Annotated in this window: 14 protein-coding genes; 11 read left to right on the forward strand and 3 right to left on the reverse strand. The window is 56.8% G+C overall.

The features are described from left to right. Window positions 1–115 precede the first annotated feature (115 nt). The 5 genes from ACFPPD_RS16270 to rhaS all read left to right on the forward strand — a co-directional run bounded on the left by ACFPPD_RS16270 (window position 116) and on the right by rhaS (window position 7064). On the forward strand, window positions 116–2080 hold the full coding sequence (locus ACFPPD_RS16270; protein ID WP_209748472.1) for a stalk domain-containing protein: 1965 nt from the start codon (window positions 116–118) through the stop codon (window positions 2078–2080). A gap of 217 nt (window positions 2081–2297) precedes the next feature. Beyond that, window positions 2298–3833, forward strand: a complete 1536-nt coding sequence (locus ACFPPD_RS16275) for a sugar ABC transporter ATP-binding protein (protein WP_209748474.1) — start codon at window positions 2298–2300, stop codon at window positions 3831–3833. Next, window positions 3830–4867, forward strand: coding sequence for an ABC transporter permease (locus tag ACFPPD_RS16280; protein WP_209748476.1), 1038 nt, complete (start codon window positions 3830–3832; stop codon window positions 4865–4867). Before ACFPPD_RS16275 ends, ACFPPD_RS16280 begins: the two co-directional genes overlap by 4 nt. A 3-nt stretch (window positions 4868–4870) precedes the next feature. Then, a complete protein-coding gene (locus ACFPPD_RS16285) occupies window positions 4871–5860 on the forward strand; it encodes an ABC transporter permease (RefSeq protein WP_209748478.1) in 990 nt (329 codons plus the stop codon). A gap of 130 nt (window positions 5861–5990) precedes the next feature. Beyond that, entirely contained in the window at window positions 5991–7064 is a 1074-nt protein-coding gene (gene rhaS / locus ACFPPD_RS16290) for a rhamnose ABC transporter substrate-binding protein (protein ID WP_209748480.1), read from the forward strand. A 132-nt stretch (window positions 7065–7196) separates the two neighbouring features. On the opposite strand, the gene ACFPPD_RS16295 is transcribed toward rhaS, so the two are convergent. Next, window positions 7197–8066, reverse strand: coding sequence for a tetratricopeptide repeat protein (locus ACFPPD_RS16295; RefSeq protein WP_209748482.1), 870 nt, complete (start codon window positions 8064–8066; stop codon window positions 7197–7199). Window positions 8067–8100: 34 nt separating this feature from the next. Then, a complete protein-coding gene (locus tag ACFPPD_RS16300; RefSeq protein WP_209748484.1) occupies window positions 8101–9057 on the reverse strand; it encodes an ATP-binding protein in 957 nt (318 codons plus the stop codon). A gap of 198 nt (window positions 9058–9255) precedes the next feature. Here ACFPPD_RS16300 and uraA point away from each other — a divergent pair, with 198 nt between their 5' ends. Continuing rightward, window positions 9256–10548 carry a uracil permease gene (uraA, locus tag ACFPPD_RS16305; RefSeq protein ID WP_209748486.1) on the forward strand — a complete coding sequence of 431 codons (1293 nt, stop codon included), beginning with the start codon at window positions 9256–9258 and terminating at the stop codon, window positions 10546–10548. Window positions 10549–10879: 331 nt separating this feature from the next. Here the strand turns inward: uraA and ACFPPD_RS16310 are convergent, their stop codons facing one another. Beyond that, complete coding sequence (locus ACFPPD_RS16310) at window positions 10880–11812, reverse strand: AraC family transcriptional regulator (protein WP_209748488.1); 933 nt, start codon at window positions 11810–11812, stop codon at window positions 10880–10882. 178 nt (window positions 11813–11990) lie between these two features. Between ACFPPD_RS16310 and ACFPPD_RS16315 the strand changes: the two genes are divergently transcribed. From ACFPPD_RS16315 to ACFPPD_RS16335, 5 genes are all read left to right on the forward strand, one after another. Next, window positions 11991–12725, forward strand: a complete 735-nt coding sequence (locus ACFPPD_RS16315) for a ThuA domain-containing protein (protein ID WP_209748490.1) — start codon at window positions 11991–11993, stop codon at window positions 12723–12725. After that, the gene (locus tag ACFPPD_RS16320; RefSeq protein WP_209748492.1) at window positions 12722–13759 is read left to right on the forward strand and encodes a Gfo/Idh/MocA family protein; all 1038 of its coding nucleotides are present in this window, start codon (window positions 12722–12724) and stop codon (window positions 13757–13759) included. Before ACFPPD_RS16315 ends, ACFPPD_RS16320 begins: the two co-directional genes overlap by 4 nt. 173 nt (window positions 13760–13932) lie before the next feature. Beyond that, complete coding sequence (locus tag ACFPPD_RS16325; protein ID WP_209748494.1) at window positions 13933–14490, forward strand: NUDIX domain-containing protein; 558 nt, start codon at window positions 13933–13935, stop codon at window positions 14488–14490. A 15-nt stretch (window positions 14491–14505) separates the two neighbouring features. Beyond that, a complete protein-coding gene (locus ACFPPD_RS16330; protein WP_209748496.1) occupies window positions 14506–14922 on the forward strand; it encodes an eCIS core domain-containing protein in 417 nt (138 codons plus the stop codon). A gap of 513 nt (window positions 14923–15435) precedes the next feature. Further along, window positions 15436–16206, forward strand: a complete 771-nt coding sequence (locus ACFPPD_RS16335; protein ID WP_209748498.1) for an IucA/IucC family C-terminal-domain containing protein — start codon at window positions 15436–15438, stop codon at window positions 16204–16206. Window positions 16207–16336 lie beyond the last annotated feature (130 nt).

Below are 16336 nucleotides of genomic sequence, written 5' to 3' on the forward strand. Positions count from 1 at the left end.
GCCGTCCCGCGTCGATAGCGGTACGGCCTCTTTGCTTTGTCGGGGGAGGATTATCCGTTATTTTGTCGAATTCATGCATTTGGAAAATATGTCCTGACGAGGAAGAGGTAGAACGATGAGAAAAATTTTTCAAACAATAGTTGCTGCGTGCGTATGGATGAGCATCGCGTTCGCCGGACAGGCGATCTCCGCTAATCATGCGTTCGCGGAAGGCGGCGAACCGCAGATCGAGAATATTATCGGTAAACAAACGTATTTGTTGTCGGACGGAACGCTATGGTCGATGATCGACGGTTACCGGATGATTCGATCGCCCGGCAATCTCGCCGCGATCTCCGGAGACGAATACTTCGGGTTGGGTATGACGAAAGACGGCCAATTGGTCGAATGGGGCGTTAGCTCGGGCCCTCGCCCCGTGGATGGCCAAACCGGTCTGTTGCAGTTGGTGGACGACTATTGGCTAAAGACGGACGGCACGGTATGGAACAGGGGCGGAAAGCGTAAAGGGCTGGACGGCGTTGCTCTGATCGGCTACGGAGGTAAAAAGTTCGCCGCTCTGAAGCAAAACGGTGAGCTCCTATACCTGAACGAATACAATTCGGATAAGTACATGAAAATAGCGACGATCCCAGATGCGTCCGCCGTCGTTTCGTTGACGGTATACGATAGCCGGATCGTGCTGCTGTATGCGAACGGAACCGTCATCGAATACGACACATGGAACTTCGACGACAATCTTCGCATTCCCGCCGTTACGGTCGCTCAGGATGCCGTGCATATCGCGATTACCGGAGCCAACCCGACGGATATTATGTTCGTCACCCGGCGGGACGGAAGCGTGTGGCTGACGGGCGATTATAAGAAACGCTGGGTACTGGATCGTCAAGTGACGGGATTGGGCAACGTGGTCAAAACGGTCGTCATGGAGGATGCCGATCACTTCTACGCGAAAAGGACCGACGGTACGTGGGTGTTTTACGATGACGGTGAAGTGAAGCCGGTGGACATACCGCGCGTGCAAAGCGCGGAGGTGACCGTATCCGAATCGAAACCCGATGTCGGGGATATAATCGTTGTGGGCATTCAAGAAAAGTATACCAACAATTCGCAAATCAAAGTCGTACCGAGCCCGGCGAATATGACCATCGACAAACCTTACCTGCTACAGATCCAACCGGACGGCAAGCTCAAAACGATGGGCGTCGGTCAAGCTCGGTTGACCGTAACAACGGGCGGCATCTCCAAGACGCTGACGATTTCGATCAGTCTTCGCAACAATCTGAAATACGCCAAGCAAGAGAAGGGAATCGTTTATTTGCCGGCGAAAGCGGTAATCCAAGCGTTAGGAGGAACGCTAACTTCCTCCGGCGGCGTTCTTACCGCCAAGATCGGCGAAACGACGCTCTCCTTCAAAACGGGAGACATAAACGGGACGTTGAATGGAGAGCCAGTAAAGCTGAAAACCGCGCCTCTTGCGGATAAATCCGATACTCTTATTCCTGCGTCCCTAATTACCGAAGCGGTCGGAGCTAGCGTGGCGTGGGATGCGAAGTGGAAAACCGCCGTCGTCGCTTTCGGCGATGCTCGGTTAACGGTCGTATCTTCGGAAACGGCGGCGCTAGTCAAGAAAGCGATGCAGGGTAGCCTCGTCAAGTATATCGGCAAGAGCTATTGGGTAAATGGCTTCCAAGATTGGGATAGATTCTCCAAAGTCACGGTGACGGATATCGTACCGGACGAGCTCGGAGATTTCGTTATCGTGTTCAAGTCGGCGACGGGCAAAATGTTAAAAAGCTATTCGATGCCTTCCTCTTACGTAACGGAAATACTGACCGACGAAGGCTACTTTTTCGGCTACGATCCAAAGAAGAAATACGCTTGGTCCGCATCCATATGGAACCAGATCAAAGCCGGCAAAGTATCTCTAGGAATGACGAAGGATCAAGTGCGACTCTCTTGGGGAAATCCGGCGGGAAGAAGCGTAACGACTGCGGTTGGCAAAACGATCGAGACGTGGGTGTTCTCCGATTTCAGTACCGTCGCGTTCGTAAACGGGAAGGCGACGCTAATTCTTTATTGATTCTCTACTATGCGGCAATCTCCACATCATAAAGACGAATTAGCCGCCGGCCGATGCCAATGCCGGCGGTTTTTTTGCGTGCGCGTTTCTCCGAGTCCAATACCCGAAGTTTCTCCCCCCTACCCGAAGGATGTCGCCTATGGATGCGTTCCTTTCGCCTGTATCTTTAGGATATCGGAACTAGAAACCTAGCGAGAGAGACAGGAGGAGAGCGGTCATGGCGGAATCCGAATTCGTGCTCGAGCTGAAGGGCATTACGAAAATATTCCCCGGCGTCAAGGCTCTTGACGACGTTTACTTTAAGCTGAAGCGCGGCGAAATCCATGCGCTGATGGGCGAGAACGGAGCGGGCAAGTCGACCTTCATCAAGGTCATCACGGGCGTGCACGCGCCGGAAGAGGGCGAGATGTTCCTGAACGGGCAGAAGGTCGACTTCACGCACCCGACGGACGCGCAGAAAGCGGGCATCGCGGCGATCTACCAGCACGTGACGAACTATCCGGACCTCAGCGTCACGGAAAATATATTCATGGGCCACGAGAAGGTCCAGCGCGGCACCGGGCGGATCAAGTGGAGCGACATGCACGAAGAAGCCGGAAGATTGCTGAAGGAGCTGGGCGCGAGCTTCAGTCCGAAGACGCTCATGGGCGCGCTGAGCGTGGCCGAGCAGCAAATCGTCGAAATCGCGAAAGCGCTGTCGGTGGACGCCAAGATCATTATCATGGACGAACCGACCGCCGCTCTGACGAACAGCGAAAGCGAAGAATTGTACCGGATCGCGGAAAGGCTTCGGGATAACGGAGCCTCCATTATATTCATTTCCCATCGCTTCGAGGATATGTATCGGCTGGCGAGCAAAGTGACCGTCTTCCGCGATTCGAAATATATCGGCACTTGGAACGTGGACGAGATTGCGAACGCCGACTTGATCGTGGCGATGGTCGGACGCGAAATTTCGCAGCTGTTCCCGAAGAAGGAAGCGAGCATCGGCGAAGAGCTGCTTCGGGTCGAAGGGCTCGGAAAGACGGGTTACTTCGGGGACATCGGCTTCACGCTCAGAAGAGGCGAGATCCTCGGGCTGACCGGACTCGTCGGCGCGGGACGCACGGAAGTGTGCCAGACGCTCGTCGGCGTCGAGAAGTTCGATAGAGGCAAAGTGATCTACAAAGGCAAGGAACTGAAAATCCGCGGACCTCGCGAAGCGTTGCGCCAAGGCATCGGTTATTTGCCGGAGGATCGCCAGAAGCAAGGACTCGTCCTGCAATGGAGCATCGGCCGCAACATTACGTTGCCGACGCTTGAGAAGTACACGGCCAAAGCGTCGATCAATACGCGCAAGGAGCTCGATATCGCCAAGCGGCTCGCGGAGAAGGTCAGCGTCAAGGCGAAAAGCGTGTTCGATCTCGTTAGCTCGCTGTCCGGCGGCAATCAGCAGAAGGTCGTATTCGCGAAGCTGCTGACCGCGGAACTCGACGTGCTCATTCTCGACGAACCGACGAAAGGCGTCGACGTCGGCGCGAAATCGGCGATCTACGAAATGATCAGCGATCTGGCCGTTGCCGGTTACGGCATTATCATGGTGTCTTCCGAGATGCCCGAAATCATCGGCATGTGCGATAGGGTAGCGGTCATGCGCGAGGGCCGGATCACGGCGATGCTAGGCCGCGAAGGCTTGACCCAAGAAGCGATCCTGAAGGCGTCGATGGACGACTCGGGGGCGCGCAACCAAACGGCAAGGGGGGCGGGAGCATGAACGCGCACGCTCAAACGGCAAGCAAGGCGAACAAAGAACCGGCGGGGCGCCCGACGATAAGCGCCCTCGTCGCGAAATTCAGGGAACTCGGCTTGCTGGCGTTCATCGTCATCTTGGCGGTCGGCGTTCAGCTTCGCAACCCGAGCTTTCTCACGCTCGAGAACTTGACGGACATCGCCACGAATACGGCGATACTCAGCATACTGGCCGTCGGCATGATGCTCGTTATCATTACGCGGGGCATCGACCTGTCGATCGGCGCGACGCTCGCTTTCGCGGGGATGGTCGCGGCGCTCACCGTCAAGCATAATCCGGGCTTGCATCCGGTCGCCGCGATATTGGTCGGCGTCGGCATCGGCATCGGATGCGGGCTCGTCATCGGGTTCCTCGTCTCGTGGATGAAGATTCTGCCGATCATCGCGACGCTCGGCATCATGAACGTGTTCCGCGGCTTCACTTTCGAAGCGAGCGGCGGGAAATGGGTCAGCGCCCACCAGATGCCGACCAGCTTCAAAGGCATCGCGACCGGTTCGTTCCTCGGCATCAATAATCTCATTCTGATCGCCATCGTCATCTATATCGTCGCTTATTACTTCGTCAGCCATACGCGGACCGGCCGCCGGATCTACGCGGTCGGCAGCAATCCGGACTCGGCGGAGGTCAGCGGCATTCGCACCGGCCGCATCCTGTGGCTCGTGTACACGATCATGGGCGGCTTGGCCGGACTGGCGGGCGTGCTCTGGGTATCCAAGTTCGCTTCCGCCCAAGGCGACACGGCTTCCGGGTACGAGCTTAGCGTCATCGCGGCTTGCGTTCTTGGCGGCGTCAGCATCGCGGGCGGCGTCGGCAAAATCTCGGGCATCCTGCTCGGCTCGGTGCTGCTCGGCATCCTGAACAACGCGCTCCCGATGATCAACGTGTCGGCCTTCTGGCAGATGTTCATCCAAGGCGCGATCATTCTCATCGCCGTTCTGGTCAACGCGCTCGTCAAGCGGGGCATCGACCGCAATAACCTGATGAGGAGGAAAATCTAAGCCATGGAACAGAGACTGCTATCGAATAAAAAAGAGTTCACGGTAAAGGGCTTCGTCCTCCAATGGGAATGGCTGCTCGTCGCCCTGATCGTCGCCGTGTTCGTCATGAACGCCAACTTGTCCGAGTACTTCTTCCAATACGATAATCTCCGCGACGCCACGATGGGCTTCCTCGACAAAGCGTTCATCGTGCTGCCGATGGTGTTCATCATCATGATGGGAGACATCGATATTTCCGTCGGCTCGATTATCGCGCTGTCGTCGGTCGTCATGGGCGACCTGTACAATCACGGCGTACCGATGCCGATCGCCATGATCGCTTGTTTGGCGGTAGGCACGCTGTGCGGATGGATCAACGGCATGCTCATCGTCAAGTACAAGGAGCTGTCGGCGGTCATCGTCACGCTGGCGACGATGACGATCTACAGGGGCGTCGCCTACATTTTGCTGGAAGACCAATCGGTAGGCAAATTCCCGAGCTGGTTTAAGTTCCTCGGCTGGGAATACGTCGGCACGCTGCCGTTCATCCTGATCTCCTTCGCCGTTTTCGCGGTCGCCTTCTGGTTCCTGCTTCATAAGACGCCCTTCGGCAGACGGGTGTACGCGATCGGCAACAACCCGACCGCCGCCCGCTACTCGGGCGTCCGGGTCGACCGGATCAAGATCATCGTGTTCACTCTCGCTGGATTGATGTCGGCGGTAACGGCCTTGTTCCTCACGTCCCGGATGGGCAGCACCCGTCCGAACATCGCGTCCGGCTACGAGCTCGAAGTCATCGCCATGGTCGTTCTCGGGGGCGTCAGCACGGCGGGCGGCAAAGGACGGATGATCGGCGCGATACTCGCGGTGTTCCTGATCGGCTTCCTTCGTTACGGTCTCGGTCTCGTGAACGTGTCCGCGCAGATGATTCTCATCATTCTCGGCGGATTGCTCATCGTCTCCGTCGCCATTCCGCAGCTCAAGAGCCGCTTCGCCGTCAAGCGAAAAGGTTAAGCACATCGCCTGAACCGTTAGGTTAAGGCAGTCCGACAGCTTCGTTACATCATGGTCTTCGGACCGTTTTGTATATAGCATGGCCGCAATTCATTATCCAAATGGGTTTACAAAAAGGGAGGAAAAGAAATTGAAAAAGTTTCTGGTCACTTGCCTTACCGTCGTCATGTTGATGACAGTCCTCGCCGCGTGCGGCAGCAACAACAATAACAACGGCAACTCCGCAAGCCCGCAAGCTAGCAACGGCGCGTCTCCGTCCGCGGACAACGGCGCGAAGAAGAAATTCGCCATCATCTTCAAGAATACCGGCAACCCGTACGGCGAGAAGGAAATGGAAGGCTACAAGAAAGCGGTCGAAGAGCTCGGTTACGAAGCGATTCTGAAAGCGCCGGACCAACCGACGGCGGAAGCTCAGATCTCCATGATCGAAGAGCTCATTTCCCAGAAAGTCGACGCCATGGCGATCGTCGCGAACGATCCGGACGCGTTGCAGCCGGCACTGGAAAAAGCGATGAAAGCAGGCATCAAAGTGCTTTCCCTCGACTCCGCGGTTAACGCGGAAAGCCGTCTCGTCCACATCAACCAAGCGGATCCGGAGCGCATCGGCCGCACGCTGATCCAAGGCGTAACGGAAATGATCGGCGGCTCCGGCGAAATCGCGATCTTGAGCGCGACTTCCCAAGCGACGAACCAGAACCTCTGGATCGAATGGATGAAAAAAGAACTCGAAGATCCGAAATACGCGAACGTGAAATTGGTCAAAGTGGCTTACGGCGACGACCTTCGCGACAAGAGCGTATCCGAGACGGAAGCGCTTCTGAAATCGTACCCGAACTTGAAGGGCATCATCGCTCCGACGACGGTAGGCATCGCGGCGGCGGGCAAAGTATTGACGGACAAAGGCCTGAAAGGCAAAGTGCAATTGACCGGCCTCGGCTTGCCGAGCGAAATGGCGGAGTACATCGAAAGCGGCATCTGCCCTTGGATGTACCTGTGGAACCCTCTCGACGTCGGTTACCTGTCCGGCTACGTGGCCGACGCTCTCGTGAAGGGCACGATCACCGGCGCGACCGGCGATAAAGTAACGGCAGGCACGCTCGGCGAGAAAGAAGTCATCGCCGACGGCGAAGGCACGCAAGTGATGCTCGGCGATCCGTTCAAATTCGACGCCTCCAACATCGCGGAATGGAAAGCGGTCTATTGATCGCAGATTAGCCTAGCGAGAAAGGGCAAGTCCCGGCGGTCATCGGAAGATGACGGGGACTTGCCCTTTCTCGCGCGCCAGGCGGAGAGCGAAGGATTTGCGATCTGCGGTTTGCGGCGAACAACCCGCGATCTACCTTCTGCCCCAACCGAACACTTTGTACCGGACAAGCAGCTTCGTGCCCCAGTGCGACGCGACGTATAGAATGATCATCAAGAAAAGAAGCGGTCGGAACACGATGAAGAAGACGAACCAGGCTAAGAATATTTGCCACGGCTTCAATCTTCGGACGAGCTTGATCGGATATAGGAAGATCCGGTACAGCAAGTATCCTCTTTGAAGGCTTTCCAAGTATTCGGCCCGTATTTGCCCGTTCTCGGGATCGAGGCGCACGGCGTTCTTCATGAACTCCGCTTCCTTGTCGTGCTCGGACCGCTGGCTCGCCGCCCAGCCCAAGTGCAGGAACACGTGCGGCGATTCGTCGTTCAGCCTAAGCGCCTGCCGCTCCAGCTCGCGCGAACGCTCGTCGTCGTTCATCAATGCCTCGGCATAGGCCGCGAACGAAAGGAACAAAGCGTTCTCGGATTGGATGGCGAGCGCTTGCGAGATCCATGTCCTCGCGTCTTGGAATTTCTTTTTCCGCAGGGACAGATTGGCTTGCAGGTAGAAATACATCGGCTCGCGAGGATCGACGCGAAGCGCGTCGTCGATGAGTTCGGGTAAATGGCGAAAATCGCCGGATTCGTAAAAGGCGCACGCCCTGACGTACCAAGCGACTTTGTTCTCGGGATCGAGCGTCAGAGACCGGGCGGTCCATTTCAACGCATCCGCGTACCGATCCATGTGCAGGAACACTTGGGCCAGCACCGCGTAAGCGTCCGCGTCGTCCGGGTCTTCGGAGATCAACGCTTTCGCTTCCTCGAGAGCTTCCTTGTACCGTCGCCACTCGATAAGCCGATAAACTTTGCTGTAAGAGCTTCCCGTATCGATGGATGCGCTCATCGGACTTCGTACCTCGCTTCCGGACGTCGAACGTTTATTTCATGCCGTGGGCTTTCATGAAGTCTAGCACGTGCTGGTAATCTTGGTTCATGTCGCTGAACGTGGCGTAGTTCTTGGCCGTCGCGAACCACTCGAGCGTCGTCGCCTTGCGCCGTTTCAGCACTTCTTTCATATCGTTCTGCAGGATCGGCTGGATGGCGCCCGCGTTCAGCGTTCGCTCGAGCGCCAACTCGACGGCGTCTTTCACGACCTGCTCAAGATCGGCGCCGGAGAACAACTTGGACTCCTTCGCGAGCTTCGACGTGTCCAATTTTTCTTGCGGTTTGCCCGCCAGCTTCAAGTCCAGAATCGCGGCGCGTTCCTGCTCTTCCGGCGGCGGAACGAAGATCAGGTGGTTAAACCGGCCGGGCCGCCGAAGAGCGGCATCCAAATACCACGGCGTGTTCGTCGCGCCGATGACGAACACGCGGTCGTTATAGGTGCGAAGTCCATCGAGCTCCAGCAGCAATTGATTGACGAGCATGCGATCGTGGTGCTGGCGCATCTGGTGGCGACTACCTCCGAGCGCGTCCAATTCGTCGATGAAGATGATGCAAGGCTTATTCTCCCTGGCTTTCTCGAACAAGTCGTGCAAATTATGCTCGCTTTCCCCGACATACATGGACAAGATGGCTTGCAGCTCGATATGAAGGAAATGGGCATCGATTTCTCCCGCGACGGCGCGCGCGAGAAACGTTTTGCCGCAGCCCGGAGGACCGTAGAGCAGCATGCTGCCGCCGGCTTCTTTTCCGTACGCTTGGAAAATTTCCGGCTGCTGCAGGGGAAGGATAAAGTTGAGACGGATTTTCTTCTTCACGTCTTCGAGCCCGCCGACGTCGGCGAACGTTTCTTTCGGTTTCTCCGATTCGACGAGCGTCTTCTCGTTCTTATCGAAATGAATGACTTTCAGTTTGCCGCGACGCCGTTCGTCGAGGTCGTTGCGATCGGACACGAGCGGTCCCTCCTTCGCGGAGAAATATAGGTATACGATTAGAGTAACAGAAATCTCCCGACAATTCCCTGACAACTTCGGAAAGAAGCAAAATAGAATGCGATCGCAAAATCGGGCTTGTCTAATCGTGTCGAATGTGGCATATTAACAAACGACGTTTTCGCTAACTTACTTATCCAGAGGAGAGAATTGACTACCATGCGACGCGAAATAGGAGTTCAGGAAGTACCGCCGCTCGGCAAAAGCGCGATGCTTAGCTTGCAGCATTTGTTCGCCATGTTCGGTTCGACGGTGCTCGTGCCGACGCTGCTGGGCGTTGATCCTTCGATCTGCCTGCTCATGAACGGCATCGGAACCTTGCTATACATTTTAATCACGAAAGGCAAAATCCCGGCGTATCTCGGCTCCAGCTTCGCCTTCATCGGCCCGGCCTTTTCCGTTATCGCGGAGCACGCGTCTCCGGATTCCGGCTATGCGGCAGCTCTTGGCGGCTTTATCGTCGCGGGCCTTGTCTTCACGATCGTCGCCCTCATTATTCGGAAAGCGGGCACGGGCTGGATCCACGTCGTGTTCCCGCCGGCCGCGATGGGCGCCATCGTCGCCGTCATCGGGCTTGAATTGATCCCGGTCGCCGCCAAGATGTCGGGCTGGATTTCAAACGGCTCGGCGGAATGGAAGCCCGACTTCGATACGATCTTCGTGTCGACGGCGACCGCGCTCATTACCGTGCTAGGTTCCGTGCTGTTCCGCGGCTTCGCCCGCATCATCCCGATTCTTATTGGCATCGTCTCCGGTTACGTCATCGCTTGGCTGTTCGGCATGACGAACTTCTCCAACGTGTCGGACAGCTCTTGGTTCGACGCGCCGTCGTTCACGACGCCTTCCTTCGAGCTTGCCGCGATTCTGACGATCTTGCCTGCTTCGCTCGTCGTCATCGTCGAGCATGTCGGCCACCTGATCGTTACGGGCAATATCGTGGGCAAAGATTTGTCCAAGGACCCCGGGTTAAGCCGTTCGCTTCTCGGGAACGGGCTGTCGACGATGCTGTCCGGCTTCGTCGGCTCGACGCCGAACACGACGTACGGGGAGAACATCGGCGTTCTCGCGATTACGCGAGTGTACTCCACGTTCGTTATCGGCGGGGCTGCGGCGTTCGCCATCGCGCTCAGCTTCATCGGCAAGTTCTCGGCGCTCGTCTCGGGCATTCCGGAACCGGTTATGGGCGGCGTCTCGTTGCTCTTGTTCGGCGTCATCGCGGCTTCGGGCTTACGGATGCTCGTCGAGTCGAAGGTCGATTACGGCAAACCGACGAATATGTTCCTGACGACCGTCGTTCTCGTGACCGGGTTGTCCGGCGTCGCGATCAAGATCGGCGATTTCTCCGTGTCCGGCATGGCGCTGGCAACGATCGTCGCGATCTTGCTCAGCTTGCTGTTCAAGCTGTTCGAAGTGACCGGGTTGTCGAACGACGACGAAAAGACGGCTCACTAAAGCGTAGCGAACGACAAAGGGATCGGCATCGGCGACGATGTCGATCCCTTTTTCCAACCGCCAACCGCAGACATTAGTTGCAGAATGAGCATGTATTTCAGCCCATTTCTTCAAAAACCGGGTAAAGTTAAAAAACAGTTGTCCTTTGTGCAACTAATCCTTGCATTCTAGTGGAACGTCATCAAATAAGTGACCAATTTACAACTAGTTGCCCGCAAATGTAGGGTTGGACTAACCGATCAAAGCGGCACGTACCTGCAGAATAGTGCCATAAACGTAGAAACAACGGGAGTCAGGAATGAACATATTCCCTAACGGTTTCTCTTAAAAATCAATGCGTTCTCCCGACCGGCTCCCTGAGCCGGTCTTTGAATTGTTTGGGCGAGCAGCCGTTCTGCCGGCGGAACATGTCGTAGAAGTGGCCGAGGTTCGAGATGCCGACCGATTCGGCGACGTCCGCGATGCTCGAGTCGCTCGTCAGCAATAATTGCTCGGCTTTCAGGATTCTCTTGTGGACGACGAAATCGGTGAACGTCATGCCGACCGCTTTCTTGAACGTCTTGATGAAATGCGTATAGCTCATGTTGACCATCGGGCAGATGTCCGGCACGGACAGCTTCTCGCTCAAGTTCGCTTCCACGTAATCGACCGCGGGCTGAAGGCGGCCGAGCAGCAGATTGTCGTTATAGTTCAGCATCAAACGCGTGTCATGGCGGAGAAGCAGCAACAGGATGTTTTTGATCCGGGAGGAGACGGCGAGTTCGTAGCCGATCCGAGCGTCGTTCATTTCTTCGTAGATTTCCCGAATAAGAGAGGCCGTCCGGCGCCGCGCCTCGGCGTTTTCCCGGTAAATGTAATTCATCGAGCTTAGAGGGCGAATGACCTCCGAGAAGTGTTGCATGCTGCCGAGCGTGCTCGGGTCCCAATACTTGCGAAGGTCGATCTGGAAGACGATATAGCTAATGGCGCCTTCTTTCGTATGAACGGTCAGATGGGGCTCGGAGGAGCCGAATACGGCAACGTCACCGCCCTGCAGCGCGAATCGCTCTTCGCGGTGGAAGCAGGTGAGCTCGCCCTCGAGAATAAGCAGAAACTCGACTTCTTCGTGATAGTGCCAGTCCGAATACTTTTGCAGCCGCCAATCCTGTTCTTTTTTCCGCAACCAATCGTCCGCCATCCGACCTACGGAATCGATCTGCCATATTCGCATCGCGAGAAACGGATTCTGATAGACGACTTGCTCGTGACGCATGTCGGGATACATCGCAGGCCTCCAAGTTGACGTCATTCGCGACAGGATCGCGTAACGATATCTTAACATAACCGTTTGGCAGGGTATAGACGATGACAGAATACCGTAAGTTTTTGACCGAATCGGCCATCGATTGGAAGCGTTGTCTCGCATACAATGGGGAGGAAACCACCCTTAAGGAGAGTCATCGATGAACCGTTCGATCAACGTTACGATTTGGAACGAATACAGGCACGAGAAAACGAACGAGAAAGTCGCCTCCATCTATCCGGAAGGGATGCATAAGGCGATCGCCGACGGACTGGCCGTGACGGGAACCGTGCGGACGGCGACGCTCGACGAGCCGGAGCACGGTTTAACGGATGATGTGCTCGCGTCTACGGACGTGCTCGTCTGGTGGGGACATATGGCGCACGACGAAGTGAACGACGAGATCGTGGAACGGGTCAGACAGCGCGTGCTGCGAGGCATGGGGCTGATCGTGCTTCACTCGGGCCATTTTTCGAAAATATTCAAGAAGCTCATGGGAACTTCCTGCGATCTGAAATGGCGCGAGGCGGACGAAAAGGAACGCATCTGGATCGTTAATCCGGGCCACCCGATAGCGGACGGCCTCGGCGAATATATCGAACTGCCGCACGAAGAGATGTACGGCGAACACTTCGATATCCCTCAGCCGGACGAGCTCGTCATGGTGAGCTGGTTCGAAGGCGGGGAAGTGTTCCGGAGCGGCTGTTGCTATACGAGGGGCATGGGGCGAATCTTTTATTTCCGTCCGGGCCACGAGACGTATCCGACTTACTTTAATCCGGAAATTCGCAAAGTCATCAACAACGCGGTGCAATGGACGGCTCCGGTCGATCGCGAATATCCGCGCTACGGTCACGCTCAACCGCTAGAGACGATAAAGGGGATTCAAGCATGACGCTTAAAGTAGGAGTCATCGGTACGGGGGGCATTTTCAAAGGGGCGCATTTGCCGGGATGGCTGTCGCATAAGGAAGTCGAAATCGTCGCGTTCTGCGATGCGTTCAAGGCGTCCGCGGAAGCGGCGGCGAAGGATTTCCCGGACGCTAAGGTGTACGACGATTACAAGGAGCTGCTCGCCGATCAGTCGATCGACATCGTCGGCATCAGCACGCCGAATCTCTATCACTCCGAGATCGCGATCGCGGCGCTTCGTGCAGGCAAGCACGTGTTCTGCGAAAAGCCGGACGCGGTCAATCCGATCGAAGCGCAGAAGATGGCGGACGCCGCGAAGGCATCCGGCAAGCAGCTCATGACGATGCGCAACAACCGGTTCACGCCGGAAGCCCAGTATATGAAGCGGATCATCGACGAAGGCCGCATGGGCGACCTGTACATGGGACGTTGCGGCTGGATTCGCCGCAGGGGCATTCCGGGGCGCGGCGGCTGGTTCACGACGAAGGAACTGTCGGGAGGCGGTCCTTTGATCGACCTTGGCGTGCACATGATCGATATGGCGATGTGGCTGGCCGGCAATCCGAAGCCGGTCACCGTCAGCGGCTCGACGTACCGCAAGTTCGCGGACCGTCCGGAAGCGTCCGGCATCGTGCCTTCAGGCACGTTCGACGTCGAAGACTTGGCGGCCGGATTCATCCGCTTCGATAACGGCGCGTCGCTCCAAATCGAGTTCAGTTGGGCATCCAACGTCGAGGAAGAGAAGAAATTCCTCGAGTGGAGAGGCACCGAAGGCGGCTTCAGCCTCGTCAACGACAAGCTGAGCATCTTCGGCGAAGACCAGGGCGTTCTGTTCGATCAGAAGCCGCAGTTCTCGGCTTCGGCCGTTCCGCAGCATTCGGCGAACATCCGGCATTTCGTCGAATGCGTGCTTGGCCGCGAGACGCCGACGATCACGCCGGACCACGGCGTCGACATGATCAAGATTTTGTGCGCGATCTACGAGTCCGCGGAGCTGGGCCGGGAAATCCGGCTGTAGGCGCGGTGTCGGCGACGGAACCTGTGCAAGAGTAGGCGAGAAATGCTGAATGCCCGCAACCCGCGAACGATCGCGGATTGCGGGCTTTTGTCGTGGCGCATATTGCGAGATCGCGTCGATAGGCGTATAACTGAGAAAGGTAGACAACTAGGCAATCGGAGCGGGTGACAGCGGTGGAAGTCAACTTTTGCTCGTCGTGCGGCGGCGAGATGGAAACGCGGGAAATCGACGGTACGCCAAGGCGGGCGTGCACGCGGTGCACCTTCGTGCATTGGGGCTCTTATAGCGTCGGCGTCGGCGCGTTGGTCGTGAAGGACGGCAAAGTCTTGCTCGTTCGGCGGGCGCAAGAGCCAGGCAAGGGTTATTGGACGAATCCCGGCGGCTATGCCGAGCAGCTCGAGCCGATCGAAGAGACGGTTCGCCGGGAAGTGCAGGAGGAGTGCGGCGTCGACGCGGTCGTCCGCGGGGTCATCGCTTTGCGGGACCAGCCGCGGGCCGTGCACAACGTCTATATCGCGTTCGCGATGGACTACGCGGGCGGCGAGCCGACCCCGGACAACGTCGAGGTCGATGCGGCGGGTTTCTATAGTTTGGAGGAAATGCGGGAGATGCACGTCGCTCCTTTCACGAAGTGGCTCGTGGACGTCGCGCTGAACGGCAAGACGGAAGGGCTGACGATCGACCGGGAGCCGCTCGTTCCGCTGAACGGGTACGGATTATTCAGAACATGATCGGAGGAACGATGGATGCCGGAAATTAACGCTAGATCAGCCAAAGGGCCGGAGGGGTTAGCGCCGACGAAGCGCCCTTCGCATACAAGCGCCGCGCACGCCGCTCATGCGCTGCCTACGCCGGGCGCGACTCCGTCGCCGTCCCAGATGCTCGGCATGCAGGCGCATGTGGGCAATCAAGCGGCGCTCGGGATGGCGCGCTCGGCCTCGGCCCTGCCTAGCTTTGACAAGATACAGTCCGCGTTCGGGGATGGGAATGCCTCGGTTCATCGCGATGCGGACGCAGCGGCATCTATAGGTGCCCAGGCGTATGCGCAGGGAACCGACATCCACGTGGGGCCGGGCCAGGAAAAGCACCTGCCGCACGAAGCGTGGCACGTCGTCCAGCAGAAGAAGGGCATTCAATTGCCCAAAGACGGGATACAGCTTTAAGGCCTTTCTTAAGACCGCCGGAACGATCGGCGGTCTTTTTGCCGCGCGGCGACTGTCGGCAAGGTTGGCGCGGCACGGCGCAAGGCTAGAAGGCAGAGCCAAACCGAACTACAGCCCGCGAACCGCTCTCCCAAGGTGATGCAGTCCGGTCAAACCGAACTACAGCCCGCGAACCGCTCTCCCAAGGTGCTGCAGTCCGGCCAAACCGAACTACAGCCCGCGAACCGCTCTTCCAAGTCGCTGCAGTCCGGCCAAACCGAACTACAGCCCGCGAACCGCTCTCCCAAATCGCTGCAGTCCGGCCAAATCGAACTACAGCCCGCGAACCGCTCTCCCAAGTCGCTGCAGTCCGGCGAATCCGAATCGCATGCGTTGACTTGACCGAGAAGACTCCTGCCATTCCGTCGATTTCTTAAGCGATCGCCCTGACGTTGCATGCTCCGATTTGACACGTTTAATTGAGAACGATTATCATAATCACAGTTATCATCATGCATGTCAGGAGATGGACGAATGCTATCTTTCGATCCGGCGATTCTCGCAAGCCGCCACAAATACGAGATGGAGCCCCAGGAATCCGAGTGGAAGCTTTATCCGCTGTACGAGGATGAGTACGAACGGACCGTTGCCAAGCTTATCGGAGACTTCGGAGATCAGTTAAATTCGTCCGACGGGAAGGCGATCGGCACTTTGTTCGTCAAGAGATACAGTCCGCTGTTCGCGGGTGCCGTCTATGCTTGGCTGTTCCACGGACATCCGTTCGATCTCTCCCCCTCCAATGTTCAACCTGCGATGAACGGGGCGCTTTTCAAGTATTATCTCCTAGACGCCTTGCCGCTCGAAGGCATCTCATCATTGGCCGACGACGGGGAGAAGGACGAAGCGTACATGCATCACGTGATCGACGGCCACGCTCGTCCGCTCGTAGGAGCGGTCGCTCGGCTTACGGGCGTTCCCGAATTATCGTTATGGCGCACGGTCGCTTATTCGATGGCCTATTGGCAACAAGAATGGCTGCTGGAATCCGGTTCCGAGGCAATCAAAGGGCGCATCGGGAGTTGGTTCCTGAAGTTGACGTCCCGGGAATCGAAAGCTTGGTTGCCGGAATATGCCGTCAATCCGCTGTCCTGCCAATTCCGGGAGGTGGACGATCCGACGCAAGAGGGGCGCAAAATTCTGATACGCAAAGTATGCTGTTTGAATTATAGGGTTTTCGGAAAAGAAAGATATTGCTCCACTTGCCCGCTTATCTCCGAAGAGCGTCGATTGGAAAAGCTGCTATAGCCCCGAGCGCAACGACCCCCGACCGACATTGAGGCCACTGAAAAAGTCCATTTCCGCTAAAAGGTACAGACTCTCATTAATTTGAGGGGGCTGTGCCTTTTTCTTGTATAATTAAAGTATTATGTTGGAA

The sequence above is a fragment of the Cohnella suwonensis genome (genome assembly GCF_042655365.1).
GTDB lineage: Bacteria > Bacillota > Bacilli > Paenibacillales > Paenibacillaceae > Cohnella > Cohnella suwonensis.

Bases quoted from the DNA above. Each gene is read 5' to 3' on its own strand.
- ACFPPD_RS16270 (WP_209748472.1), top strand. From the start codon at position 116: ATGAGAAAAATTTTTCAAACAATAGTTGCTGCGTGCGTATGGATGAGC.
- ACFPPD_RS16275 (WP_209748474.1), top strand. From the start codon at position 2,298: ATGGCGGAATCCGAATTCGTGCTCGAGCTGAAGGGCATTACGAAAATA.
- ACFPPD_RS16280 (WP_209748476.1), top strand. From the start codon at position 3,830: ATGAACGCGCACGCTCAAACGGCAAGCAAGGCGAACAAAGAACCGGCG.
- ACFPPD_RS16285 (WP_209748478.1), top strand. From the start codon at position 4,871: ATGGAACAGAGACTGCTATCGAATAAAAAAGAGTTCACGGTAAAGGGC.
- ACFPPD_RS16295 (WP_209748482.1), bottom strand. From the start codon at position 8,066: ATGAGCGCATCCATCGATACGGGAAGCTCTTACAGCAAAGTTTATCGG.
- uraA (WP_209748486.1), top strand. From the start codon at position 9,256: ATGCGACGCGAAATAGGAGTTCAGGAAGTACCGCCGCTCGGCAAAAGC.
- ACFPPD_RS16310 (WP_209748488.1), bottom strand. From the start codon at position 11,812: ATGTATCCCGACATGCGTCACGAGCAAGTCGTCTATCAGAATCCGTTT.
- ACFPPD_RS16315 (WP_209748490.1), top strand. From the start codon at position 11,991: ATGAACCGTTCGATCAACGTTACGATTTGGAACGAATACAGGCACGAG.
- ACFPPD_RS16320 (WP_209748492.1), top strand. From the start codon at position 12,722: ATGACGCTTAAAGTAGGAGTCATCGGTACGGGGGGCATTTTCAAAGGG.
- ACFPPD_RS16330 (WP_209748496.1), top strand. From the start codon at position 14,506: ATGCCGGAAATTAACGCTAGATCAGCCAAAGGGCCGGAGGGGTTAGCG.
- ACFPPD_RS16335 (WP_209748498.1), top strand. From the start codon at position 15,436: ATGCTATCTTTCGATCCGGCGATTCTCGCAAGCCGCCACAAATACGAG.